Source organism: Nocardiopsis ganjiahuensis DSM 45031 (assembly GCF_000341085.1).
GTDB classification, from domain to species: Bacteria; Actinomycetota; Actinomycetes; order Streptosporangiales; family Streptosporangiaceae; genus Nocardiopsis; species Nocardiopsis ganjiahuensis.
This window is the reverse complement of the sequence record NZ_ANBA01000013.1, coordinates 35,107-57,938: the sequence shown is the minus strand read 5'-3', so window position 1 is coordinate 57,938 and position 22,832 is coordinate 35,107. Positions and strand designations below refer to the sequence as shown.

Genomic DNA, 22,832 nt, shown 5'->3' with positions numbered 1-22,832 from the left:
GTCACGTTCCTCCGGTCCGCCGGGTCCAGTGAGTAGAGCGCTGAACGCCCGATCGGGACAAGTGCATTATGAGCGGGACGGAGAACACCATGGGACCGACCATCTTGGTGACCGGGGGTACCGGGACGCTGGGCGGCCACGTCGTTCGGATGCTCACGGAGCAGGGACTCCCGGTACGGGTGCTGAGCCGGAGCGAGCGCCCCTCCGCTGACGGGGTCGAGTACGTGACCGGTGACCTGCGCGAGAACACCGGGATCGACGCCGCCCTGGACGGAATCGGGACGGTGCTGAACCTCGCCGGCGGGCCCAAGGGCGACGACGAGGTGGCCCGCAACATCTCCCGGGCCGCGTCCGAGGCGGAGGTGCGGCACCTGGTGCACATCTCGGTGGTCGGCGCGGACCGGATGCCGCTGGGGTACCTGAGGACCCAACTGGCCGCGGAGCGGGCGGTGATCGGGTCCGGGGTGCCGTGGACGGTTCTGAGGGCGGCCCAGTTCCACGACCTGGTGTTCGGTGTGGCGCGGGCGATGGCGAAGCTTCCGGTGGTGCCCGCGCCCACGGGGCTGCGGTTCCAGCCGGTCGCCTCCGAGGAGGTCGCCGCCCGGTTGGTGGAGCTGGCGCTCGCCGGCCCGTCCGGCCGCGCCGACGACCTCGTCGGTCCTGAGGTCCTCACCATGCCGGACCTGGTGCGCGACTACCTGCGCCTCCAGGGGAAGCGCCGCCCGTTCCTGCCGTTCCCCCTCCCCGGAGCGGCCGGAAGGGCCTACCGTTCCGGGCTGAACCTCACTCTGGACGGCGCGGACGTGGGCAAGCGGACCTGGTCGGACTTCCTGGCCGCGCGCGTCGGCTGAGCACCCCCGGACACGGAGCCGGAGACGAGGAGGTGCCGGGCCGGACCCCGCTCGGCACGGCACCTCCCGAAACCGCTCCCCCCGGGTTCTGCCATCCGCATAAGGTCACCGCTCCCCCTCCCGCTGCGGCACTCGCGCGACGTAGGCTCGGCATTCCGGGACACGACCACACGGGGAGGCAGCGATGTCCGAAAGCGTTCTGCACGCTCTGGACGAGGCTCGCAGGGGTGACCGCTCCCGAGAGCGCGCGGACGAGCCCCTCATGCGCGACCTCATCGGTGACCTGCTGCGCCGCACCCGTAACGAGCAGGGCCGGACCCTGCGCGAGGTGGCCGAGGACGCCCAGGTGTCCCTTCCCTACCTTTCGGAGATCGAGCGCGGCCGCAAGGAGGCCTCCTCGGAGGTCCTCGCCGCGATCTACCGCTCTCTGGGGCTGAGCATCGCCGACGTCTTCGGTCAGCTCTACCAGCGCACCCATCTCGCCCGCTTCGAGGTGGTCGGCCGGCGCCAGGCGCACCTGGCCCGTGTCAGCGCTCCCCTTGCTCCCCGGGGCCACCAGGCCACCGTCATGTCCCTGGCCGCCTGACCCGGCCCCCAGCACCGGGCCTTCCCCCCGCCCCGCTCCCGGACGGCATCGCGTCCGGCCCGTCCCAGCCGTGCGCTGACAGCGGCCCCGGGTTCTTCTCCCGGGGCCGCGCCCCCATCAGGTCCAGCCTCCCGCGGAGCCGTCTCAGGCGGCGACCGGGGAGACCTCACGGGTCGTGATGACCCCGTCCACCAGGCCGTACTCCTTGGCCTGCTGGGCGGTGAAGATCTTGTCCCGGTCGGTGTCGGCCCGCAGCTGCTCCTGGGTCTGGCCGGTGTGCCTGGACAGGATCTCCTCCACCTGGGAACGGACCCGCAGGATCTCGGCGGCCTGGATCTCCAGGTCCGCGGCCTCACCCCGGCCTTCGGTGGAGGGCTGGTGCAGCAGCACCCGGGCGTGTTCCAGCGCGGCCCGCTTGCCCGGTGCCCCGGCGGCGAGCAGCACGGCCGCGGCGGAGGCCGCCTGCCCCATGCAGACCGTGGCCACGTCCGCGCGGACGAAGCGCATGGTGTCGTAGATGGCGGTCAGGGCGGTGTTCGAGCCGCCCGGCGAGTTGATGTACAGCTGGATGTCCATGTCCGGGCTCTCGTAGTCCAGGTGCAGCATCTGCGCCATGATCACGTTGGCGACGTCGTCGTCGATCGGGGTGCCCAGGAAGACGATCCGCTCGGACAGGAGTCGGCTGAACACGTCGAACGAACGCTCCCCGTTCGGGGTCCGCTCGACGACCATCGGTACCGTGTAACGCCCGCTCACCTGGTGCCTCCCGCCTGTGCCACGAACCCGGGCGAGGTCCCGCCCAGGCGCATCCCGCCCTCCATCTGCCCGACCCTCTCGACCACGTGGTCGATGAACCCGTAGTCGCGCGCCTCCTCGGCGGTGAACCAGGCGTCCCGGTGCTGGTCCTTGGCGATGGTCTCCTCGCTCTGCCCGCTGTGCTGCGCGATGAGCCTGATCATCGTCTGCTTGGTGTGCGCGAGGTTCTCGGCCTGGATGGCGATGTCGGCAGCGGTGCCGCCGAGCCCGCCGGACGGCTGGTGCATCATGATCCGGGCGTGCGGCAGGCTGTACCGCTTGCCGGGGGCGCCGGTGCAGGCCAGGAACTGGCCCATGCTCGCGGCGAACCCCATGACCAGGGTGGACACGTCGTTGGGGACGAAGTTCATCGTGTCGTAGATGGCGAGTCCGGCGGAGACGACACCGCCGGGGCTGTTGATCGCCAGCGTGATGTCCTTGTGCGGGTCCTCGTCGGCGAGCAGCAGCATCTGGGCGCACACCCGGTTGGCGCTGTCCTCGTCGACCTGTGTGCCCAGCAGCACGACACGGCTGCGCAACAGCCGTGCGGCGAGCTGGTCGTCGAAGGTCCCGCCCGGCGCGTGCTCCGCGACGGACCGTTGGTGGATCGGCATGAGCTCCCCATGAGTCAGCAGGTGACCCGGCGCCTCTGGGACGGACTACGCGTCCGTTCCGGCCGGTGATCCCAGCCTGCGCCGGGGAGTGCTCCGACCTCCACCTTTTCGGCCCGGGGCAGATCTGCCGTCGGCAGACCCGCCCTCGGGGCCGGGGCGGGTCAGGGGTCGCTCCAGGGTGTGCTCCGGAGTGCGGATCAGGTGTCGTCTATGGCTTCGCGCAGGTCGCGCAGGACGTCGAGGACGACGGGGCGCAGTGACGGCCTTATAGCGTCGAAGACCTGTCGCTGTTTCCGCTCCATGTACTTGCGGCGCTCGGCCAGGACCCGCTCGCCCTCCTCCGTGATGGTGACGACGGTGCTGCGTTCGTCACGCTCGGAACGGCGCCGGGCCATCATCCCCTTGCGTTCGAGCTGCTGGATCATGCGGGTGGCCGAGGGAGACGACACGCCGACGATGTGAGCAACCGCACCGACACTCGGGGTGTCCATGCCGCGCACCGCTTCCATCAGCAGCGACTGTGTCAGGGTGAGTTCCTCGGCGCCGCGATGCCCGTGCCCGCCCCGGGAACGGGCATGGAGCGCCGCGTTGATCAGTTCGGTCCACACACGCTGGAACTCCTCGAGTTCCGCGGAGGTGGGCTCGGTCGACTCCTGCTGATCGGAACAGGGCTCACGGCTCTCGTCGGGCACGAAACGGTCCTCGCAGGCTGGGCTGTGACGCAGGTCCTTGACCCGCGCGGTGGTTTGACGTTTGTATAGCCTAGCTATTAAATAGCTTGCGCACGCAAGTTCAAGTAGTTCCATGCCCCCTCGAAACGGTAACGACACCCCGTCCACTGGTCCGCTTGTGGCTGGAGTCATCTGCTGCGGGGGCAGTGGACGTCCGCCCGAACACCCGGGTGGGCCCGGACCGGTCCGGGAGGGGCGCATTGACAACAGTGCTGGTCGCGCATTTCATCACAGCTGCGGTCGCGCCGTTAGTGGTGCGCCTCTGGGGCCGTAACGGTTTCTACGCGCTGGCGATCGTCCCGGGCCTGGCCACCGTGTGGGCCCTCTTCCAGCTCCGGACCGTCCTGAACGGCGGGACGCTCTCCGAGTCCGTCGAGTGGGCACCCCAGTTCTCGCTCCGGCTCGGCCTCCACATGGACGCCCTCGGCCTGGTCATGACGCTCATCGCCGCCGGCGTGGGCACGCTGATCCTGTTCTACTGCGCGCGATACTTCAACGACTCCGAGCCCGGCCTCGGGCGTTTCGCCGGCGTGTTCGTCGCCTTCGCCGGGGCCATGCTCGGCCTCGTGCTGGCCGACGACCTCATCCAGCTCTTCGTCTACTGGGAACTGACCACGGTCTTCTCCTACCTCCTCGTCGGCCACAACGCCGAGAAGAAGGAGAGCCGCCGAGCGGCGATGACGGCCCTGACCGTCACCACCTTCGGCGGTCTGGCCATGCTGGTCGGCATGATCATGCTCGGCGAGGCCGCCGGGACCTACGTGATCTCCGAGATCGTCGCCGATCCGCCCGCGGGCGGTGCCGTGGTCAACGCCTCCCTCGTGCTGATCATGGTCGGCGCGATGTCCAAGTCGGCGCTGTTCCCGTTCAGCCTCTGGCTGCCCGCCGCCATGCAGGCTCCCACGCCGGTCTCCGGTTACCTGCACGCCGCGGCGATGGTCAAGGCCGGCGTCTACCTGGTCGCCCGCCTCACCCCGGCCTTCGGTGACGCCGCCGTCTGGCAGGGCATGGCTCTGTTCTTCGGTGTGGTCACCATGGTCTTCGGCGGCTGGAAGGCGCTGCGCCAGTACGACCTCAAGCTGGTCCTGGCCTACGGCACCATCAGCCAGCTCGGTTTCCTCATCGCCCTGCTGGGCACGGGGACCCGGGCCGCCGCCCTGGCCGGTATCGCGATGCTCATCGCGCACTCGCTGTTCAAGGCCCCGCTGTTCCTCGTGGTCGGCATCATCGACCACAGCGCCGGGACCAGGGACCTGCGCGAGCTGTCCGGCCTGCGCAGGTCCATGCCGACGACCTTCTGGGTCTCGGTCGTGGTGCTGGCCTCCATGTCCGGCCTGCCGCCCACCGCGGGCTTCGCCGCCAAGGAACTCGCCTTCGGCGCCTTCACCCACGGCGGCACGCTCGACACCCTGGTCCTGGTCGGCCTGGTCCTGGGCTCCACCTTCACGGTCGCCTACAGCCTCCGCTTCCTCTGGGGCGCCTTCCTCGACAAGGAGGGCGTGCGGCCCACCCCGGTCCACGCCCCCGGCGCGCTGTTCCTGGCGCCGGCGGTGGTCCTGGCCGGACTGAGCCTCGTCGGCGGTCCCCTCTCCAGCTGGGCCGACCCCTTCCTGGCGGTCTACGCGGACACGGTCCCGCCGGGGCCGCACGAGGAGTACACGACCCACCTGGCGCTGTGGCACGGCTGGGAGCTGCCGCTCCTGCTGTCCGCGGTCTGCGTGGCCGTCGGCCTGGTGCTCTTCTACTTCCGCAACCGCGTGACGTGGCTGAGCACCCGCCTGGCCTTCGTCAACCCCGAGCGCAACTACCGGCGCATGCTCGCCGGTCTGGAGAACCTGGCCCTCCAGGTCACCGGTAGCACCCAGCGCGGTTCGCTGCCGGTCTACCTCGGCACCATCCTGGTCGTCCTGGTGGTGGCCGCCGGGATCCCGATGGTCACCGGCCGGCTCTGGGAGGGGCCCAACCCCGGGATCCGCCTCTGGGACACCCCGGTCCAGATCATCCCGGCCCTGATCATCGTGATCACCTGTCTGATGATCCTGTTCGTGCGACGCCGGCTCTTCGCGGTCATCCTCGTCGGTATCGGGGGGTACGGCGTGGCGGCCCTGTACTACCTGCAGGGCGCCCCGGACATCGCGCTCACCCAGTTCCTCGTCGAAACCGTCAGCCTGGTGGTCTTCGTACTGGTGCTGCGCCGCTTCCCCACCCACTTCTCCTCTCCCGCCCTACGGGGACGCCGTATCTGGAACATGGCCATCGGAGCGGGCACCGGTCTCGTGATGGCCGCGATGACCTGGTTCGCGCTCGCCGGACGCCAGGAACCGTCGGTGTCGGAGGGCTACGAGGCCGCGGCGCACGAGGCCGGCGGCTACAACATCATCTCCGTGCTCCTGGTCGACGTCCGCGCCTGGGACACCATGGGTGAGATCTCGGTCCTGGCCGCGGCTGCCGCGGGCGTGGCCAGCCTGATGTTCGTCCGCCGCCGGGCCCAGCCCCGCAAGGCCCCGGGCGGTGTGATGGCCGTGTCCGTCACCCAGCCCCCGAAGCCCACCAACGGGCACGGCGCCGTGGAGCTGGGCGAGCTGCGGGTCGCGCCGCGGAACATGCACGTCAAACCGCTGTGGAACCGTACCTGGCTGCCGGGGGCCGACAGCCTCCCGACCGAGCGCCGGTCGATCATGTTCGAGGTCGTCTCACGCTTCCTCTTCCCGGTGATCATGATCCTCTCGGTGTACCTGCTGCTGACCGGCCACACCGACGTCGGCGGCGGTTTCGCGGGCGGCATCGTGGCCGGCCTGGCGTTCATCGTCCGCTACCTCGCGGGCGGCAGGTTCGAGCTGTACGCCACCGCGTGGGTCCAGCCGGGTGCCCTGATCGGCGCCGGACTGGCCCTGGCCACGGGTACCGCTCTCGGCGGAGCCGTCTTCGGCGGCGACGTCCTCGCCGGCGGAGACACCTACGTCAGCTTCGGCTTCCTCGGCGAGGCGCACCTCACGGTCTCCCTGATCTTCGACATCGGCGTGTACCTGCTGGTGATCGGACTGATCCTGGACATCCTGCGCAGTCTCGGCGCCCGTATCGACGAACAGATCGAGCGGGACGCGACACTCACGAGGGAGACCACCGGTTCCGAGGGCCTGGCACGGGCCGAGGAGGAGGTCACCTCGTGAACGATTCACCAAGTCTGACCCTCGTCGTCGTCATCGGGGTGCTGATCGCGGTCGGCGTCGTGCTGTTGCTGGAACGCAGCCTCACCCGCGTGCTGCTGGGGTTCATCGTGATGAGCAACGGCGTGAACCTGATGATCATGGCCATGGCCGGCGAGCCCGGCGGCCCTCCGATCCTGTGGTTCAACGACGCGGACGAGATGACCGACCCGCTGCCGCAGGCGATGGTCCTGACAGCGATCGTCATCACCCTCGGCATCACGGCGTTCCTCCTGGCGCTCGCCTACCGGAGCTGGCAGCTGGAGGGCAACGACGAGGTCCAGGACGACGCGGAGGACCTGCGCATCGCCCAGGGCGAGGGCCGCCGCGCGGTGCGGCAGCGCTTCCTCAAGGAACGCCGCCGGCTGAGGGCGGACATCCGCCGCCAGCGGGCCGAGCTCCAGGCCACCATCGCCGCGGCCGACGCCCAGGAACTGGCGGAACAGGCGCGTATCAAGGCCGAGATCGCGGCGGCCCAGGCCGAGCTGGCCAGATTCGAGGTCGCGGCCGAGGACGGCCGGTCCGACGAGCACTCCGAGGAGACCGTACGACGCCTGACCGACCGCCAGCAGAACATGGTCAACCAGGTGACGGAGCTGAGAGGGCGCATCCGCCTGGGCCGCAAGCGGCTGCGCGAGCACCGCAGGGCCGACCGCGCCGCCGAACGCGAGCTGTGGCGTGAACTCCGCCGCCGTATCCGCTCCCAGCGGCGGCAGGCCCGCCAGACCATGCGGGCGGAGCGGGAGCGCCTGGCGCGCGCCGAGGACAGCGAACTGCAAGGGAACGACTGACCATGGGATGGGACTACTTCGCCGGGATCCTGCACTACCTCATCCCCCTGCCGGTGGTGCTGCCGCTCTTCGCGGCCGGGGTCAAACTCGCCATGGGCATCCGCTGGCCGCGGGTCCAGCAGTGGCTGAGCGTCATCACCCTGGCGCTGGTGCTGGTGATCGGTGCCGCGCTGATGGTGGGCGCCGACATGTTCGGCCCCCAGGTCGTCCACGTGGGCGGCTGGCAGGCCCCGGTCGGCATCAATCTGGTGGCCGACCGGCTGTCCGCGCTGATGGTGACGGTTTCGGCCGCGATCACGCTCGCCGTCCTGGTCTACTCGATCGGTCAGGGGATGGCGGGCAAGGCCGAGGTCGCGCCGCTGTCGGTCTACCAGCCCACCTACCTGATCCTGGTGGCCGGTGTCTCGAACGCCTTCCTGGCCGGTGACCTCTTCAACCTGTACGTGGGCTTCGAGATCCTGCTGACCGCGAGCTACGTGCTGCTGACCCTGGGAGGCACCCAGTCGCGGATGCGGGCGGGCGCCATCTACGTGGTGGTCTCGCTGGTCTCCTCGGTGCTGTTCCTGATCGCCATCGCCCTGATCTTCGGTGCGACCGGCACGGTCAACATGGCCCAGCTGGGCGAGCGCCTGCCCGGGATCTCCCCGGACCTGGCCCTGGTCCTCCAGCTGGTCCTGCTGCTCGCGTTCGGCATCAAGGCCGCGGTGTTCCCGCTGGCGGCCTGGCTGCCGGACTCCTACCCGACCGCGCCCGCCCCGGTCACCGCCGTGTTCGCGGGCCTGCTGACCAAGGTCGGCGTGTACGCGCTCATCCGCACCCAGACCCTCCTCTTCCCGGGGACCCAGCTCAACGACGTGCTGATGTGGGTGGCCCTGGCGACCATGGTGATGGGCATCCTGGGGGCCGTGGCGCAGACCGACATCAAGCGTCTGCTGTCGTTCACCCTGGTCAGCCACATCGGCTACATGGTGTTCGGCGTGGCGCTGGGCACCGAGCAGGGCATGGCGGGGGCGGTGTTCTACATCGCCCACCACATCACCGTGCAGACCACCCTGTTCCTGGTCACCGGTCTGATCGAACGCCGTGGCGGGTCCACCTCCCTGGACCGGCTCGGCGGTCTGGCCAAGATCGCCCCCCTGCTCGCGATCCTCTTCTTCATCCCCGCGATGAACCTGGGCGGCATCCCGCCGCTGTCCGGCTTCCTCGGCAAGGTCGGCCTGCTGCAGGCCGGTCTGGAGGTGGGCACCCCGCTCTCCTACACGCTGGTCGGCACCTCGGTCATGACCAGCCTGCTGACCCTGTACGTCATCGCGCGGGTGTGGAGCTACGCCTTCTGGCGCACCCCGGCCGAGGGCATGGTGGCGGAGCCCGGCACCGTCCTGGACGACTCCGAGGCCGACGACACCTCGACCGCGGCGCTGGGCCCCTCGGAGGAGGCGGTCGGCCCCTCCTCGCGGCTGGGTGACACCACGACCGCGATCGCCCCGGTGGTGACCTCGGTGGTTCTGCCGAAGAGCATGGTCGGTGCCACGATCGCGCTCGTCGGGTTCGGGATCGCCATGACCGTGTTCGCCGGTCCGCTCATCGGCTACGCCTTCGAGGCCGCCGTCGAGCTCCAGGCACAGTGGCCCTACGTCGAAGCGGTCCTGGGAGGTTCCCGATGAACGACCTGAAGGCCAGGAAGAACCAGGGGCTGAGAGCGCTCCGGCGCCGCCTCGGCAAGGTGCAGATCCCGGTCGCCCTGGGGATGACCCTGGTGTGGATGCTGCTCTTCAAGGGGTTCGAGCCCCGGCCGGAGTCCCTCGGCATCGCGGTCCTGGGTTTCCTGGTGTCGGCGGTGATCATGATGGTCTTCCCGATGCCGCCGATCGTCCCCGGCTTCCGTTTCCGGCCGGTGCAGTGCCTCCGGCTGTTCTGCCACGTCCTGGGGAAGATGGTCGTCGCCAGCTTCCAGGTGACCGCGCAGGTGTTCCGGCCCGGCCCGGTGCGGAGCTCGGTGGTGGCCGTGCCGATGCGCACCGACTCCGACCTGATGCTGGTGTGCACCGCGATCACCGCCTCGGCGATCCCCGGCAGTGTGATCGTCGAGGTCTCCCAGCCCGAATACGTCCTGTACGTGCACATGCTGGGGGTGGAGAGCGAGGCCGGGGTCCAGGAGTCCAAGCAGGTCATCCTCACCCTGGAGGAGCGGATCGTCCGAGCGCTGGGCACCCGTGAGAACGTCGCCGACCTGGAGGCCGCCTCGGCGGCCGTGGAGGAGAACGCGTGAACACGCTGTGGACCGTCACCGCCGTCCTGCTGGGTGTGGCCTCACTGCTCGGCACGGCCCGCCTCCTGATGGGACCGAGCATCCTCGACCGGGCCCTGTCCGTCGACGTCCTGCTGGCTTCGGCGCTCACCGGCCTGGGAGCCTACGCGGCCTTCAACCGCGACCCCACGATCCTGCCGACGCTGCTGGTGCTGTCGCTGCTGGGCTTCGTCGGATCGATCAGTATCTCCAAGTTCGTCGCCCGACGTCCCGAGGAGCACCTCCGGCCGGAGGAGACCGTGCACCCGGCGACCACAGAGCAGGGGGAAAGCCGTGAGTGAGCTGTTCGTCAGCGTCCTGGACTGGATCGCGATCCTGTGCATCCTGGCCGGGGCCATGCTGTCCTTCGTCGCCGCGGTGGGCCTGATCCGCTTTCCCGACCTCCTCTCCCGCATGCACACAGCGGCCAAGCCGCAGGTTCTGGGCATGCTGCTGGTGCTGCTCGGTATCGGCCTGAGGATCATGCCGGTGGAGGAGACCGGGGTGTTCGACTTCGGCACCCTGATCCTGGTCGGGCTCTTCCAGGTCATCACCGTCCCCGTGGCGGGCCACATCGCGGCCCGGGTGGGGTACAGGACCGGCCGTATCCGCCACGACCTGGTGGTCACCGACGAGCTGGAGGACCGCCTGGACGCCAGGCGCCAGGCCGAGAGGACCCGGCAGAACGGCGGAAGCGCCCCGTAACTCCCCGACCGAGCCGTGCGCGGGCCCCGGAGGATCCGTCCTCCGGCGTCCGACGCGTGTTCAGGAGGTCGCGCGGGTGTAGCGGGCCGCCACCGTCCGCAGGTGGTCGACCAGCTCCGGAGGCGAGTCCACCTCGAAGTCCAGACCCAGCATGCCGATCCAGACCGCGACCACCTCGTGGCTGTCCCCGCCGGTGACGAGGACGCTCGTGCGCTCGTCCACCGGCTCCACGACCCCGACCGCCGGGTTGATCCGGGCGAGGACCTCCTCCGCCGGGGCCAGGACCCGGATGCGCGCGTGCACGCTCCACCCGGTCGACGCGACGCGGCGCACGACGAAGTCGGCGTACTCGGACTCCGCCATCGGGTCCGGCGCGAACCGCAGGCCGGTGCGCATCCGCAGGTCCATCCAGTCGACCCGGTAGGTCCCCCACCGGGCGGTCCCCTTCTCCCGAGCGACCAGGTACCAGCGCCGCTGCCAGTTGACCAGGCGGTACGGGTCGACCGTCGTCGGTGCTCCGTCGGCGTCCCGGTAACCGAAGCGCAAGGACTCCCGCCGGTCGATGCCGTCCGCGATCCGGGAGAGCACGTCGGCGCCGACCACCGGGTCCTCGACGTTGCTGTCGGTGTTCTCCGGGCCGTGGCTGGTCGCCCGAGCCATCGCGCGCACCCGGGGCCGCAGCCGCGGGGGCAGCATCTGTTCGAGCTTGGCGAGGGCGCGGGCGCTCGATTCCTCGATGCCCGCGAGATCACCACCGGTGCGCAGGCTGATGGCGACCGCCACGGCCTCCTCGTCGTCCAGTTGCAGCGGCGGGAGCGTGCTGCCGGCGGCGAGCCGGTAGTACCCGCCGCGCCCGCGCACGGACTCCACCTGGTAGCCGAGCTCCCGCAGCCGCTCGACGTCGTTGCGCAGGGTCCGCTCGGTGACGTCGAGGCGGCGGGCCAGGTCCCGGCCCGGCCAGTCCCGCCGGGTCTGGAACAGGACCAGCAGTTCGAGGAGACGGGTCGAGGTGGATCGCATTCCGCCAGGATAAGCGGAAAGAAACGTGCCGGAATGCTCTCTAGGTTGGAGTCATGAGCACAGACACGAGCACCCGGTCCCCGAAGTCCCACGCCACGCAGGGCCACGCCACGCAGTCCCCCGACGACGTGCGCCCGTTCACCGTCTCCTTCCCGCAGAGCGACCTCGACGACCTCGGGGAGCGCCTGGACCGCACGCGCCTGCCGCGCCCGGTCGCCGGCCCCGACGACTGGACGTACGGCACCCCGAACCACTACCTCGCGGACATGGTCGAGCGCTGGAAGGCTTTCGACTGGCGGGCGGTGGAGGGACGGCTCAACGCCTTCCCCCAGTACCTCACCGAGATCGACGGCCAACCGCTGCACTTCCTCCACGTGCCCTCGAAGGAACCCGCCGCCGTTCCGCTGCTGCTCGTGCACAGCTATCCCGGCAGCGTCCTGGACTTCATCGACATGATCGCGCCGCTCACCGACCCGGTGGCGCACGGCGGCCGGGCCGAGGACGCGTTCTCCGTCGTGGTGCCCTCCCTGCCGGGCTTCGGTTTCTCCACCCCGGTGGACGACCGGGGCTGGACGCTCGGCCGGGTGGCACGCGTCTTCGACCGTCTGATGCGGCGGCTGGGGTACGGGTCCTACGGTGCGCACGGCAGCGACAGCGGGGCGATCGTGAGCCGCGAACTCGGCCTGCTGGACCCTCCCGGGTTCCTGGGGTCCCACGTGCTGCAGGCGTTCTCGTTCCCCTCCGGTGACCCGGCCGAGTTCGAGCACCTCACCGAGCGCGACCACGCTGCCCTGGCGCACGCCCAGTGGTTCCAGTCGGTGGGCGGCTACAACGCCGTCAACGCCTCCCGGCCGCAGACCGTGGCCGCGGGGCTCTCCGACTCACCGGTCGGCCAGCTCGCGTGGAACGAGCTGTTCAACTCGTTCGGCAACGGCACCTCGCTGGTGACCCCCGACCAGATCCTGGCGCAGGTGACGCTGGAGTGGCTGACCAACACCTCCGCCTCGGCGGGACGCTTCCACTACGAGGACGCCCACGCGGACGCGGCGCCGGCCGTCAACCACGGCCGGATGGGGGTGGCGGTCTTCGCCGACGACTTCAAGTCGATCCGGACGTTCGCCGACCGCGACAACGCCGGCATCGTCCACTGGTCCGAGTATCCGACCGGAGGGCACTACGCCTCGATGGAGGTCCCGGACACCCTGGTGGGCGACGTGTGCGCCTTCTTCCGTCCGGTGCGCGGGGGCCGGGGCTGACGGACCCGGGCGGAGGACCGGACCCCGGGCGCGGCCGGGGGCCGGTCGGTCCCCTCGACCCGACCGGCCCCCGGCTCTCCCCTCCTGCGATGGTCCGTTCCGAACGCCCGCCCGTCGCCCCCGGCCACCCTCAACGGACGCCTTCGGCGCCGTCCGCCCTCTCCGCCTCCTCGTCGCTCATCAGCCGCGACCTGATCAGGAACCGGTTCCCGGTCGGGGCCTCCACGGAGAAACCCGAACCCCGTCCGGGGACGACGTCGATGGTCAGGTGCGTGTGGCTCCACAGTGCGAACTGGGACCGCGACATCCACACCGGCACCGGTTCGGGCAGGCCCGCGTCCAGGTCGCCCAGGTGCACGTCGGAGTCCCCGGTACGGAACTCGCCCAGCGGATAGCACATCGGTGAGCTGCCGTCGCAGCAGCCGCCGGACTGGTGGAACATCAGCGGGCCGTGGTCGGCGTACAGCTCCCGGAGCAGGGCCGCCGCCTCCTCGGTGAGGGTGACCCGCTCCGCCGTCTCCCCGCCGCTCCGCGCGGCGCTGCCGGTGGTGTCGCGGGAGGTGTCCATCAGAAGAACCCTTGGGCCTGCTCCGAGTAGCTGACCAGCAGGTTCTTGGTCTGCTGGTAGTGGTCGAGCATCATCTTGTGGTTCTCGCGCCCGATCCCGGACTGCTTGTACCCGCCGAAGGCGGCGTGCGCGGGGTAGGCGTGGTAGTTGTTCACCCACACGCGCCCGGCCTGGATGTCGCGGCCGGCCCGGTAGGCGGTGTTGCCGTTGCGCGCCCACACGCCCGCGCCGAGCCCGTACAGGGTGTCGTTGGCGGTCTTGATCGCGTCGGCGTAGTCGTCGAAGCGGGCCACCGACACCACGGGGCCGAAGATCTCCTCCTGGAAGATCCGCATGGTGTTCCGGCCCTCGAACACGGTCGGGGAGACGTAGTAGCCGCCGGCGAGGTCCCCCTCCATCTCGGCCCGGCCGCCGCCGGTGAGCACCTTGGCGCCCTCCTTACGGCCGATGTCGATGTAGGACAGGATCTTCTCCAGCTGGTCGTTGCTGGCCTGGGCGCCGAGCATGGTGTCGGTGTCCAGGGGGTTGCCCTGGGTGATGCGGCCGACCCGGGCGACGGCGTCGCTCATGAAGCTCTCGTAGACCGAGCTCTGCACCAGGGCGCGCGAGGGGCACGTGCACACCTCGCCCTGGTTGAGGGCGAACATCGTGAAGCCCTCGAGCGCCTTGTCGTAGAAGGAGTCGCGCTCGGCGGCGACGTCCTCGAAGAAGATGTTCGGGCTCTTGCCGCCCAGCTCCAGGGTCACCGGGATGAGGTTCTCGGAGGCGTACTGCATGATCAGGCGGCCGGTGGTGGTCTCACCGGTGAAGGCGATCTTGCGCACCCGCGAGCTGGAGGCCAGCGGCTTGCCCGCCTCGACCCCGAACCCGTTGACGATGTTGACCACGCCGGGCGGGAGCAGGTCGGCGATCAGGTCGGCGAGCACCAGGATCGACGTGGGGGTCTGCTCGGCGGGCTTGAGGACCACCGCGTTGCCCGCGGCCAGGGCCGGGGCGAGCTTCCAGACCGCCATGAGGATCGGGAAGTTCCACGGGATGATCTGGCCGACCACGCCCAGCGGCTCCTGGAAGTGGTAGGCGACGGTGTCGCCGTCGATCTGGGAGCTGTGGCCCTCCTGGGCGCGGATGGCCCCGGCGAAGTAGCGGAAGTGGTCGATGGCCAGGGGGATGTCGGCGGCCAGGCACTCGCGGACCGGCTTGCCGTTCTCCCAGGACTCGGCGACCGCGAGCTTCTCGAGGTTCTCCTCCATGCGGTCCGCGATCCTGTTGAGGACCACGGCCCGCTCGGAGGCGGAGGTGCGGCCCCAGGCGGGGGCGGCCCCGTGCGCGGCGTCGAGGGCGAGCTCGACGTCCTCGGACCCGCTCCGGGCGACCTCGGTGAAGGTCCGGCCGGTGACCGGGGTGGGGTTCTCGAAGTAGCGCCCCTTGACCGGTTCGACCCATTCGCCGCCGATCCAGTTCTCGTAGCGCGGCGCGTAGTCGACGACGCTTCCGGACTCACCGGGGGGAGCGTAGATCGCCATGGTGCTCGTCCTCCTTCTGTTTGCTGCGCGGTGCGCCGGGACGCCTGCCCGGCGCCACGAGGAGCAGTGGAGTGTGACGCTAGTTACACCGAGGTTGCGACCACGTTGCAGCCGTGGCGGTCCGGCGGCGGGACCGGTTCAGCGGCCGAGCCGGCGGAGACGGCCGCGCAGGCCGGCGTGGCGGGGTGAGTCCGGGTCGACGGAGCGCAGGGCGGCGGCCAGGACCCGGGGGTCCTCACGCCACTCGGGATGCTCCGACCAGCTCAGGAGCACCTGGGGGTCGGCCTTGGCGGCGAGCACCTCGCACACCTCCGCCTGGAGTTCGTCCCTGGCCTCGGCCACCCCCGGCGCCTCGGAGCGGGGCAGCACCGGCCCCTCGTAGACGCTGACGGCCTGGCGGTAACAGCCCTCGGCCAGGTGGCGGCGCACCTCGTCGAGGTCGGTGTCCAGCGGGCGGCGCAGCCGGTAGGGGCGGGAGGCGAGCAGCCCCGGACCCACCAGGCGGCGCAGCCGGGACATCTCGGCGCGGACGGTGACCGGGGAGGCGTCGCGTTCGTGCAGCAGGGCGCCGAGGGCCTCGCCGGTGAGGCCGCGCGGGTGGCGGGCCAGCAGCAGGAGGATCTCGGAGTGGCGGCCGCTGAGCTCGACCGGCACCCCGTCCAGTTCGAGCAGCCCCTGGTCGCGGCCGAGGACGCGCAGCCGGGCCGGGCCCGGGGCGGGCGCAGTGGGCTCGGCCCGGTCCGCGGCCGTCCTGGGCGCCGGCAGCAGACCGCTGATGCGCTGGGCCCGGATCTCCATCTCCGCGGCGGTGGCGGCCGCCCGGACCAGGGCCAGGGCCTGCGGTGAGGCCAGGTGGTCCTCACCGGTGAGGTCGAGGACACCGATGAGCGCCCCGGTGTCGGGGTCGTGCAGCGGCGCCGCCGAACAGCTCCAGCGCTGGACGCCCCGGCTGAAGTGTTCGCTGGCGAAGACCTGCACCTCGTGGTCGAGGGCGAGGGCGATCCCGGGGGCGCTGGTTCCGGCCGAGCGCTCGTGCCAGTTGGCGCCCTCGACGAAGTGCATGGCCTCGGCGCTGCTGCGCAGCTGGTGATCGCCCTCCACCCACAGCAGGCGCCCGGAGGCGTCGCCGACGGCCACGATCTGCGGTCCGGGCGCGGTGTCCAGGAGGAGGCGGCGGAGCAGGGGCATGGCCACGGCGAGCGGGTGGGCGCTGCGTTGGGCGCGCAGGTCCGGGCCGGTGAGTTCGAGCCGGGGCAGGGTGCGGTCGGGGTCCACCCCGTGCATGGCGCTGCGCCGCCAGGACTCGCCGACCACCGGCCGGACCCTGCCGCTGAGCCGGCCGGACCCGGTGAAGCGTTCGTGTGCCACGGCCACGTCCCGGCGCAGGGCGTCGGGGTCGGTGTCCCATGACCACGCGTTCCATGCCCTGGACATCGGTGCGTCCCTTCGTCGCGACGGCTGAGATCCGGGGCGAGCGCCCGCCCCGGGGCACCGAGTCAATCCGCGCACCGGGGCCTTGACAAGGGGTCCGGCCAGAACTACTGACGAGTTGCCCCAGCCACAACCCCTATATGCCCCAACGCGCCCTCCGGGAACGGAGCCCACGGCCCCGGCACCCGTCCCCCGGCCGCCCCCGGGTTCTGCAACACTGCGTACCCACCCTTCCCTGAGCATCCGTAGGATCCCGTATGCCGACTTCCGAGGAGGGCTCACCGTCCGGTGAGCCCCAGAGTCCCCCTGCGCCGTCCGCTTCGCCGCCGGCTGACTTCCAACTGCCGAAGACACCGCAGGGCGCTCCTCCCCCGCCGCCCCCGCAGTACCTTCCGCCGCAGCCCCCGCCCGCAGCCCGCGCGGACTCCGAGGAGCCCCTCCCGGACGTGCGGCCCGCCCGGTTCTGGTACTGGGTGGGCGGCGCGGTCTTCCCGGTGAACCTGCTGATCAGCATCCTGCTGCTCAGCGACAACCCCGAGGCCTCCCCCGCCCTGATCGTCGGCGGCATCCTGACCCCGATGCTGACCTTCGTGGTCTCGCTGGTCATCTGCGTGACCGTGCTCGTCATGCGGACCAGCCGGCTGTCCCGGCAGCGCGTGGAGCGGGCTCAGCGCGCACACGGGGCCGGCGCTGTCCCGGCCTACCCCGGGCGTCCGGCCTTCACGGGCGGCCCCGGCTACGCCCCGCCCCTCCCCCCGATCGAGATCCCCTCGAAGGACGTGCGTCCCAGACGCCGGTGGCTGGTGGTCGGCGCCCTCGCCTGGCCGACCGCTTTCGCGGTGGGCGCGACTGTCTTCGGTGTGATCGCTGTCAGTGCCTCCGACGCATCCCCCGACTTCGCCTCCCAGACGCTCCGCGGCAGCGGCACCCTCGAATTCGAGGTGACCGAGGACCAGGTGGACTCGCTGGGCCTGTACTCGACCGCCGAACCCGACGAGGGGGAGCTCTTCCACTGCGACCTGTCCGGCCCCGGATACCCCCGGCTCACCGAGAAGGTGGTCGGCTACAGCCACGAGGAGTGGCGGCTGGTCGAGTCCCTCGCGCTCGGAGCCCCCGGCGAGTACGAACTGGAGTGCACGGGGCCCGCCTCGCTGGAGTACGCGGTCGCGGACACCTCCGTCGCCGTCGAGTACGACCGGTCCATGTTCCTCGGGTTCGGGACGATGATGCTCTCGACCGTGCTGGGGTTCTTCCTGTCGGTGGTCCTCCTGGTCACGGTCGGGATCAGGCGCGGCAACCACAGGGGGCGGCTGCTCAGCGAGTACCGGGCCCGGGCCTACCGGGACCTGGCCGCCAGGCAGGCGCAGAACCTTCCCCATCACTACCCGACCGCCCCGAGCGCTCCCCCGCGCTGACCCCGAGCACGCTGGTTCACCGACACACCGCGGTGCCGCCCTCCTCAGCGGGAGGGGCGGCACCTCTTCTCCTCTCCTTGCCGGAGAGGGCCCGGCCCGGCGGGGGACACACGGAGCAGGAAGCTCCGGATCAGGAACCTGATCAGAACCGGAACGGTCCGAACCGGGTCATAGTGGCTAAGCTCAGGGCGCGCCCGCCCCCGTGTACCAGCCACCAGCTCCTCGGGAGCGTACGTGACCTCTCCTGAACCACCGGCCCAGGCCTTCCAGCCCCTGCGGCCCCGCGACCCCGAATCCGTCGGCGGATACCGGACCGTGGGCCGGCTCGGCGCGGGCGGCATGGGTGCCGTCTACGCCGCCCGGGACCGCTCCGGCGACCTCGTGGCGATCAAGCTCGTTCACGGCGACCTCGCGGCGGACCCCGACTTCCGGGCCCGCTTCCACCGCGAGGCCGACCTCGTCCGCCGGGTCTCCAGCCCCTGCGTGCCCCGCTTCCTGGCGAGCGACACCGACACCGGCCGACCCTGGCTGGCCACCGAGTACGTCGCCGGGCCCACCCTGCGCCAGCACGTGCGCGAACACGGCCCGCTGACCGGGACCGGCCTGCGCGCCTTCGCCGTCGGGGCGGCCGAGGCGCTGCGGGCGATCCACGCGGCCGGGATCGTGCACCGCGACCTCAAACCCGGCAACGTGGTGCTCGCCGCGGACGGCCCCAAGGTCCTGGACTTCGGCATCGCCCGGGCCCTCGCCGAAACCGCCATCACCCGTACCGGCGGGCTGTTCGGCACCCCCGGCTGGGTGGCCCCCGAACTCCTGCGCGGCGGGCCGCCCGGCCCGGAAGCCGACCTCTTCGCCTGGGGCGCGCTGGTCGCCTTCGCCGCCACCGGGAGGAGCCCGTTCGGGACCGGTTCCGCCGAGACCGTGGCGGTGCGGGTACTGGACGGTCGGCCCGACCTGGACGGGGTGCCCGAGGACCTGATGCCGCTGGTCGCCGCCGCCACCGGCGGCGATCCCGCACGGCGGCCGACCGTGGAGCAGGTGCTCTCCGAGCTGCTCGGCTCGGAACTCACCCTGATCGGTGGCGCCTGCGCGGCGGAGGAGGCGACCGCCCTGGTCACCCGGGTGCTCCGGGACGGCTGGGAGGCGCCGCCGCCCACCGCGATCACCTCGCCCCGAACCGTCACCCCGCTTCCACCGGCCGGACGACGACCACGGAAGCGGCCCTGGACGTCGGTCGCGACGGCGGCCGCAGCCGTACTGCTGGTGGCCGGGGGCGGCTGGTTCGTGGGCGACCGGTTCGGCGCGGGCGACGGCCCGGACGCCGGGGGCGCCCAAGGAGACGGGGGTACGGAGGGCACCGGGGGTGGCGGCGAGGGGTCGGGAGAGGGAGCGAACACGGGCACCGGCGGCGCACTCGCGGTCGAGGTCTCCGGGAACGGCCTGTTCACCGTGCACGCGGACGACTCCGGAGAGCTCGGGATCACTCCGGGGTTCGACGGGGTCGGCCCCGCCCTGCCGGAGGGGGTCGGGCGCTCCGAGTACGCCGTGGCGACCGTCCGCGTGACGACCGTCCGTTCCGACACCGCGGCCCGGAGCGGGACCACGGTGTCCGGCGAGGTCGAGTACGTGGCGGACAGCGGCGAGTTCACGCTGCGCTCGGGCGACTTCACCCTCCTGGAGGTCGGTGAGGGGCTGGACCCGCTCCCCGACGACCCCACCGCCGACGGCCGGCCCGCCCACACCGCCGACCCGGACGAGGTCCTGGCCACGGTGACTCCGGAATCACCCGGCGCCGAGTTCGAGGCGCACTTCCCGGACGCGCCCGAGAGCGGGCTGCTCGCCTACCTGCCCGCACCCACGGCCCGCGGCGGGGACGACGCCGCCGTCCGCGGTGTCTACGCCTGTTACATGAACTGGCACCCGTACCCGCCGGTCGACATGACCGACGAGGAGTTCGTGCCCTGTCCGGAGGAGCCCCCGAGTGAGTGAGCACCGCGACGACCTTCCCCGCCCCGGTGGCCCGGGGACCGCCGGCCCGGGGTCGGCACCGTCCGGCTCGGGCTCACGCCCAGGATCGGCCCCGGGAACCGGCACCGGTTTCTCCCCCCTGCGTCCGGACGATCCCGAGACGCTCGGCGGGTTCCGCGTCGTCGGCAGGGTCGGCACGGGCGGCATGGGCACGGTGTACGCGGGGCTGCGCCCCGGCAGGCGCGCCCGCGACGGCTACACGGCGATCAAGGTCATCCGCGAGGAGCTCACCGAGGACCCGGACTTCCACGCCCGGTTCACCCGCGAGATCCGCCTCCTCGGCCGGGTCCGCAGCCGGTCGGTCCCCGAGTTCCTCGGTTCCGGCCAGGACGCCGACGGTCCGTGGCTGGCGACCGAGTTCGTGCCCGGCCTGACCCTGTCCGCGCACGTCAAGCAGCACGGTCCCCTGTCCCCGAACCTCCTCCTCGGGCTGGCCGCCGGAGTCGCCGAGGCACTGCACGCCGTGCACACGGCCGGAATCGTGCACCGCGACCTCAAACCCGGCAACGTCGTGCTCGCCCCCGACGGCCCCAAGGTCCTGGACTTCGGCATCGCCCGGGCCGTCGACGAGACCGCGCTGACCCGCACCGGCGGCCTCGTCGGCACCCCCGGCTGGATCGCCCCCGAAGTGCTGCGCGGGGCCTCGGCGGCACCGTCAGCCGACCTGTTCGCCTGGGGCGCCCTGGTGGCCTACGCCGCCACCGGCCGCGCGCCCTTCGGCTCGGGTTCCACGGACTCGCTCGCCCACCGGGTGCTCAGCCGACCGCCGGACCTGACCGGTGTGCCCGAACCGCTGCTGCCCCTGGTGGCCGCCGCGCTCGATCCCGACCCCCGGCGACGCCCCACGGCGGCCCGGGCCGCCCACGCCCTGGTCACCCTCGGGCGGGAACAGGCCGTTCCTCTGGACGAGGCCGTGTTGCCGAGCGCGGTGGGTGCCCTGCTGGACCGGGAGTGGCGCGGGGTCCGGGCCCCGCGTCCGCCTGTCCCGCCGAACCGGACGCCCAAGGCCCTCGTGATCGTGGGCGCCGCCGTCCTGCTGCTGGGCGCGGTGGGCGGAGGGGTCCTGGCAGCCCGGGCTCTCTCCCCCGGCAGCGACCCGGCCGACGGGACCGGCGAGGGAACCGGAGAAGGATCCGGAGAGGGGACCGCGGCGGAGAGCACCGGGGAGGGCGCGGAGGAAGGAGGTGGAACCGGCGAAGGAGGCGCCGCGGAGTCCGGCGAGGACTGGGTGATGCCGGAGCCGACCCCTTTCGACACCAACGCCGAATGGCTGGCCGAGGTGATCACCTCGTCGAACGGCATGCCCACCTTCCAGGCCACGCCCGACTCCCACCAGACGCTCTTCCACCTGTCCGTGAGCTCCGTGGCGGAGGTTCCCGAGGGGGTGCGCTTCACCGTGCTCGTCGAGAACCTGGTCGAAGGCCACGACACCCCGGTCGCCGAGCTGTTCACGGTCCCCACCTCCGAGGGTCCGATCCGTCCGGAGGAGGAACCCGGTCCGGTCGCCATCGGTGACGAACTGGTGCTCACCTTCCCGAACGCGCCCGGGCACGGCCCGCTCACCTTCGGCGACCCCGACTTCGCCCCGGGGGTCTCCGGGATCCCGCCGGTCAGCCAGTGCTACGACGCACCGGCCGGGACCGCCTCCGTGGAGTACGGGACCTGCCCCTGAACAGGGCCTGTTTCCGGTCGTCCCCGCGGGTCGCGCCGGAGGCCGGCCGCGTCTTCAGGGAACCGCTCGAACGCGGCGGGGCCTCACCCTTCCGGGGACGGCTTCCACTCGTCGGCGAGGAGACCGAGTACGACCTCGTCCAGGAACTCGCCCAGGACCCAGGCCGAGGAGCGCATGACGCCCTCGCGCACGAACCCGTTGCGTTCGGCGGCGAGCAGCATCGCCGTGTTGTCCGCGAGCGTCTCGATCTGGATCCGGTGGAGGCCGCGCAGGACGAAGCCGTAGTGGCACAGCACCGCGACGGTGTCGGTTCCGTAGCCCTTGCCACGGGCGGTGGACAGCATCCCCAGGCCGATGTGCGCGGACCGGCTGTGGTTGTCGATCCCCCAGAAGGTCGCCGTTCCGACCAGTGCGTCACTTTCCAGGTCCACCACGGAGAACGCGACGTGCCCCTGTGCGGTGTCGTCCACCTGGACCGGGGAACTCTGCGAACCGGGCGTCATCGGCCGCCAGGGACTGCCCTGGGCCCGTGAGTGGACCACCGGGTCGTCGTAGAGATCGGCCTGAAGGACCGGGACGTCTTCCTCGTGTCGGGCCCTGAGCCCGACCTTGCTGCCTCTGAGCATTCAAGCTTTCTACAGCCCGGGTCCGCCCGGACACAAGAGAATTAACCCGCATTGTCCGGTCTGTCCGGAGAGGGTCGCGCAGCTCCTCAGCGGCCGGTCCGGCCTGGCCGGCCCTTCGGGACGGGTCCGAGCGGACGCCGTGGTGGTCCCGCGGTCCGTCTGTCCGGCTCAGTGGCCGTGACCGTGGGCCCGGCTCAGTGGCCGTGACCGTGGCCGTGACCGTGGGCAGCGAACGCTCTGGCCTGGTGGCGCCTCGTACCCACGGCCAGAGCGATCGAGGACACCGGCCCCAGGACGGCGAACCCGACCCCCTTCACCACCGCCCACTGCCACGAGTAATCAGCCGTGTACGCGGTCGGCCTGTCAGCTCCGGTGTCCAGACGCACCGCCTCGATCGGGGGCGGAAGGGGGGCGCCGGAACGGACGCGCACCGCGTCCCTCAGGTCCACGCCATGGCGGATGATCGTTCCGTCATCACTGGTGAACACCCCCTTCAGGGCACAGCCGCCCCTACCGCACGTCTTGTCCTCGGCGGTGAACGTGCCCGCCGGACCGGTGGCCAGGGTGTCGCGACCGGAGAGGCCGTCGGTGACGAAGAACAGGCCGACGGCGATGGTGAACACCGACAGGAGGGTGATCATCGTCCAGACGAAGACCTGGCTGACACAGCCCATGGGCTTCGGTGGTGCGGGCGTGGGGTTCATACGGGAGGAGATGCCGGGACCGG

General features: G+C 71.4%; 21 protein-coding genes. 12 read left to right on the top strand and 9 right to left on the bottom strand.

Annotated features, from left to right (window positions below):
* Nucleotides 1-89: 89 nt before the first annotated feature.
* Together D458_RS0118165 and D458_RS0118160 are read left to right on the top strand one after the other, a co-directional pair.
* Nucleotides 90-851 (top strand): SDR family oxidoreductase, encoded by a 762-nt coding sequence (locus tag D458_RS0118165; RefSeq protein ID WP_026119435.1) that lies wholly within the window; start codon nucleotides 90-92, stop codon nucleotides 849-851.
* Between the two features lie 184 nt (nucleotides 852-1,035).
* Nucleotides 1,036-1,437 (top strand): helix-turn-helix domain-containing protein, encoded by a 402-nt coding sequence (locus D458_RS0118160; protein WP_017588177.1) that lies wholly within the window; start codon nucleotides 1,036-1,038, stop codon nucleotides 1,435-1,437.
* Between the two features lie 144 nt (nucleotides 1,438-1,581).
* Here D458_RS0118160 and D458_RS0118155 read toward each other — a convergent pair whose 3' ends face one another.
* The 3 genes from D458_RS0118155 to D458_RS0118145 form a co-directional block, all read right to left on the bottom strand.
* Nucleotides 1,582-2,193 carry an ATP-dependent Clp protease proteolytic subunit gene (locus D458_RS0118155; protein WP_026119434.1) on the bottom strand — a complete coding sequence of 204 codons (612 nt, stop codon included), beginning with the start codon at nucleotides 2,191-2,193 and terminating at the stop codon, nucleotides 1,582-1,584.
* Nucleotides 2,190-2,846 carry a ClpP family protease gene (locus D458_RS0118150; RefSeq protein ID WP_017588175.1) on the bottom strand — a complete coding sequence of 219 codons (657 nt, stop codon included), beginning with the start codon at nucleotides 2,844-2,846 and terminating at the stop codon, nucleotides 2,190-2,192. The genes D458_RS0118155 and D458_RS0118150 overlap by 4 nt, the downstream gene beginning before the upstream one ends.
* Before the next feature lie 197 nt (nucleotides 2,847-3,043).
* Nucleotides 3,044-3,538: a MarR family winged helix-turn-helix transcriptional regulator gene (locus D458_RS0118145; protein ID WP_017588174.1), complete on the bottom strand. Its 495-nt coding sequence runs from the start codon at nucleotides 3,536-3,538 to the stop codon at nucleotides 3,044-3,046.
* A 248-nt stretch (nucleotides 3,539-3,786) separates the two neighbouring features.
* Between D458_RS0118145 and D458_RS0118140 the strand changes: the two genes are divergently transcribed.
* From D458_RS0118140 to mnhG, 6 genes are read left to right on the top strand one after another with little or no spacing between them, the layout of a single operon-like run.
* On the top strand, nucleotides 3,787-6,747 hold the full coding sequence (locus tag D458_RS0118140; protein WP_026119433.1) for a Na+/H+ antiporter subunit A: 2,961 nt from the start codon (nucleotides 3,787-3,789) through the stop codon (nucleotides 6,745-6,747).
* Nucleotides 6,744-7,574: a Na(+)/H(+) antiporter subunit C gene (locus tag D458_RS0118135; RefSeq protein ID WP_017588172.1), complete on the top strand. Its 831-nt coding sequence runs from the start codon at nucleotides 6,744-6,746 to the stop codon at nucleotides 7,572-7,574. Before D458_RS0118140 ends, D458_RS0118135 begins: the two co-directional genes overlap by 4 nt.
* A gap of 2 nt (nucleotides 7,575-7,576) precedes the next feature.
* Entirely contained in the window at nucleotides 7,577-9,238 is a 1,662-nt protein-coding gene (locus D458_RS0118130) for a Na+/H+ antiporter subunit D (RefSeq protein ID WP_017588171.1), read from the top strand.
* A complete protein-coding gene (locus D458_RS0118125) occupies nucleotides 9,235-9,843 on the top strand; it encodes a Na+/H+ antiporter subunit E (protein ID WP_017588170.1) in 609 nt (202 codons plus the stop codon). The genes D458_RS0118130 and D458_RS0118125 overlap by 4 nt, the downstream gene beginning before the upstream one ends.
* Nucleotides 9,840-10,163: a monovalent cation/H+ antiporter complex subunit F gene (locus tag D458_RS0118120; protein WP_017588169.1), complete on the top strand. Its 324-nt coding sequence runs from the start codon at nucleotides 9,840-9,842 to the stop codon at nucleotides 10,161-10,163. Before D458_RS0118125 ends, D458_RS0118120 begins: the two co-directional genes overlap by 4 nt.
* Nucleotides 10,156-10,566 (top strand): monovalent cation/H(+) antiporter subunit G, encoded by a 411-nt coding sequence (gene mnhG / locus D458_RS0118115; protein ID WP_017588168.1) that lies wholly within the window; start codon nucleotides 10,156-10,158, stop codon nucleotides 10,564-10,566. The genes D458_RS0118120 and mnhG overlap by 8 nt, the downstream gene beginning before the upstream one ends.
* Before the next feature lie 60 nt (nucleotides 10,567-10,626).
* Here mnhG and D458_RS0118110 read toward each other — a convergent pair whose 3' ends face one another.
* Complete coding sequence (locus D458_RS0118110; RefSeq protein WP_017588167.1) at nucleotides 10,627-11,586, bottom strand: helix-turn-helix transcriptional regulator; 960 nt, start codon at nucleotides 11,584-11,586, stop codon at nucleotides 10,627-10,629.
* A gap of 53 nt (nucleotides 11,587-11,639) precedes the next feature.
* Here D458_RS0118110 and D458_RS0118105 point away from each other — a divergent pair, with 53 nt between their 5' ends.
* Complete coding sequence (locus tag D458_RS0118105) at nucleotides 11,640-12,842, top strand: epoxide hydrolase family protein (protein ID WP_017588166.1); 1,203 nt, start codon at nucleotides 11,640-11,642, stop codon at nucleotides 12,840-12,842.
* Between the two features lie 130 nt (nucleotides 12,843-12,972).
* Here D458_RS0118105 and D458_RS0118100 read toward each other — a convergent pair whose 3' ends face one another.
* The 3 genes from D458_RS0118100 to D458_RS0118090 form a co-directional block, all read right to left on the bottom strand.
* Nucleotides 12,973-13,410 (bottom strand): DUF779 domain-containing protein, encoded by a 438-nt coding sequence (locus D458_RS0118100; RefSeq protein ID WP_017588165.1) that lies wholly within the window; start codon nucleotides 13,408-13,410, stop codon nucleotides 12,973-12,975.
* Nucleotides 13,410-14,933, bottom strand: coding sequence for an acetaldehyde dehydrogenase ExaC (gene exaC, locus D458_RS0118095; protein WP_017588164.1), 1,524 nt, complete (start codon nucleotides 14,931-14,933; stop codon nucleotides 13,410-13,412). The genes D458_RS0118100 and exaC overlap by 1 nt, the downstream gene beginning before the upstream one ends.
* A gap of 138 nt (nucleotides 14,934-15,071) precedes the next feature.
* Nucleotides 15,072-16,367, bottom strand: a complete 1,296-nt coding sequence (locus D458_RS0118090; protein WP_017588163.1) for a helix-turn-helix domain-containing protein — start codon at nucleotides 16,365-16,367, stop codon at nucleotides 15,072-15,074.
* A gap of 254 nt (nucleotides 16,368-16,621) precedes the next feature.
* Between D458_RS0118090 and D458_RS0118085 the strand changes: the two genes are divergently transcribed.
* The 3 genes from D458_RS0118085 (at nucleotide 16,622) to D458_RS0118075 (ending at nucleotide 21,479) form a co-directional block, all read left to right on the top strand.
* A complete protein-coding gene (locus tag D458_RS0118085) occupies nucleotides 16,622-17,779 on the top strand; it encodes a hypothetical protein (RefSeq protein ID WP_239647999.1) in 1,158 nt (385 codons plus the stop codon).
* 234 nt (nucleotides 17,780-18,013) lie between these two features.
* Nucleotides 18,014-19,768, top strand: a complete 1,755-nt coding sequence (locus D458_RS0118080; RefSeq protein ID WP_017588161.1) for a serine/threonine-protein kinase — start codon at nucleotides 18,014-18,016, stop codon at nucleotides 19,766-19,768.
* Entirely contained in the window at nucleotides 19,761-21,479 is a 1,719-nt protein-coding gene (locus D458_RS0118075; protein ID WP_083936355.1) for a protein kinase domain-containing protein, read from the top strand. Before D458_RS0118080 ends, D458_RS0118075 begins: the two co-directional genes overlap by 8 nt.
* 83 nt (nucleotides 21,480-21,562) lie before the next feature.
* Here D458_RS0118075 and D458_RS0118070 read toward each other — a convergent pair whose 3' ends face one another.
* Nucleotides 21,563-22,105: a GNAT family N-acetyltransferase gene (locus D458_RS0118070; protein WP_017588160.1), complete on the bottom strand. Its 543-nt coding sequence runs from the start codon at nucleotides 22,103-22,105 to the stop codon at nucleotides 21,563-21,565.
* A gap of 194 nt (nucleotides 22,106-22,299) precedes the next feature.
* Nucleotides 22,300-22,809, bottom strand: coding sequence for a hypothetical protein (locus D458_RS37620; RefSeq protein WP_239647998.1), 510 nt, complete (start codon nucleotides 22,807-22,809; stop codon nucleotides 22,300-22,302).
* Nucleotides 22,810-22,832 lie beyond the last annotated feature (23 nt).

Excerpts from the sequence above, each read along its gene's own strand:
- D458_RS0118100 (WP_017588165.1), bottom strand. The coding sequence starts at position 13,410 with ATGGACACCTCCCGCGACACCACCGGCAGCGCCGCGCGGAGCGGCGGG.
- D458_RS0118070 (WP_017588160.1), bottom strand. The coding sequence starts at position 22,105 with ATGCTCAGAGGCAGCAAGGTCGGGCTCAGGGCCCGACACGAGGAAGAC.
- D458_RS37620 (WP_239647998.1), bottom strand. The coding sequence starts at position 22,809 with ATGAACCCCACGCCCGCACCACCGAAGCCCATGGGCTGTGTCAGCCAG.
- D458_RS0118125 (WP_017588170.1), top strand. The coding sequence starts at position 9,235 with ATGAACGACCTGAAGGCCAGGAAGAACCAGGGGCTGAGAGCGCTCCGG.
- D458_RS0118110 (WP_017588167.1), bottom strand. The coding sequence starts at position 11,586 with ATGCGATCCACCTCGACCCGTCTCCTCGAACTGCTGGTCCTGTTCCAG.
- D458_RS0118165 (WP_026119435.1), top strand. The coding sequence starts at position 90 with ATGGGACCGACCATCTTGGTGACCGGGGGTACCGGGACGCTGGGCGGC.
- D458_RS0118150 (WP_017588175.1), bottom strand. The coding sequence starts at position 2,846 with ATGCCGATCCACCAACGGTCCGTCGCGGAGCACGCGCCGGGCGGGACC.
- D458_RS0118085 (WP_239647999.1), top strand. The coding sequence starts at position 16,622 with ATGCCGACTTCCGAGGAGGGCTCACCGTCCGGTGAGCCCCAGAGTCCC.
- D458_RS0118105 (WP_017588166.1), top strand. The coding sequence starts at position 11,640 with ATGAGCACAGACACGAGCACCCGGTCCCCGAAGTCCCACGCCACGCAG.
- exaC (WP_017588164.1), bottom strand. The coding sequence starts at position 14,933 with ATGGCGATCTACGCTCCCCCCGGTGAGTCCGGAAGCGTCGTCGACTAC.
- D458_RS0118160 (WP_017588177.1), top strand. The coding sequence starts at position 1,036 with ATGTCCGAAAGCGTTCTGCACGCTCTGGACGAGGCTCGCAGGGGTGAC.
- D458_RS0118130 (WP_017588171.1), top strand. The coding sequence starts at position 7,577 with ATGGGATGGGACTACTTCGCCGGGATCCTGCACTACCTCATCCCCCTG.
- D458_RS0118090 (WP_017588163.1), bottom strand. The coding sequence starts at position 16,367 with ATGTCCAGGGCATGGAACGCGTGGTCATGGGACACCGACCCCGACGCC.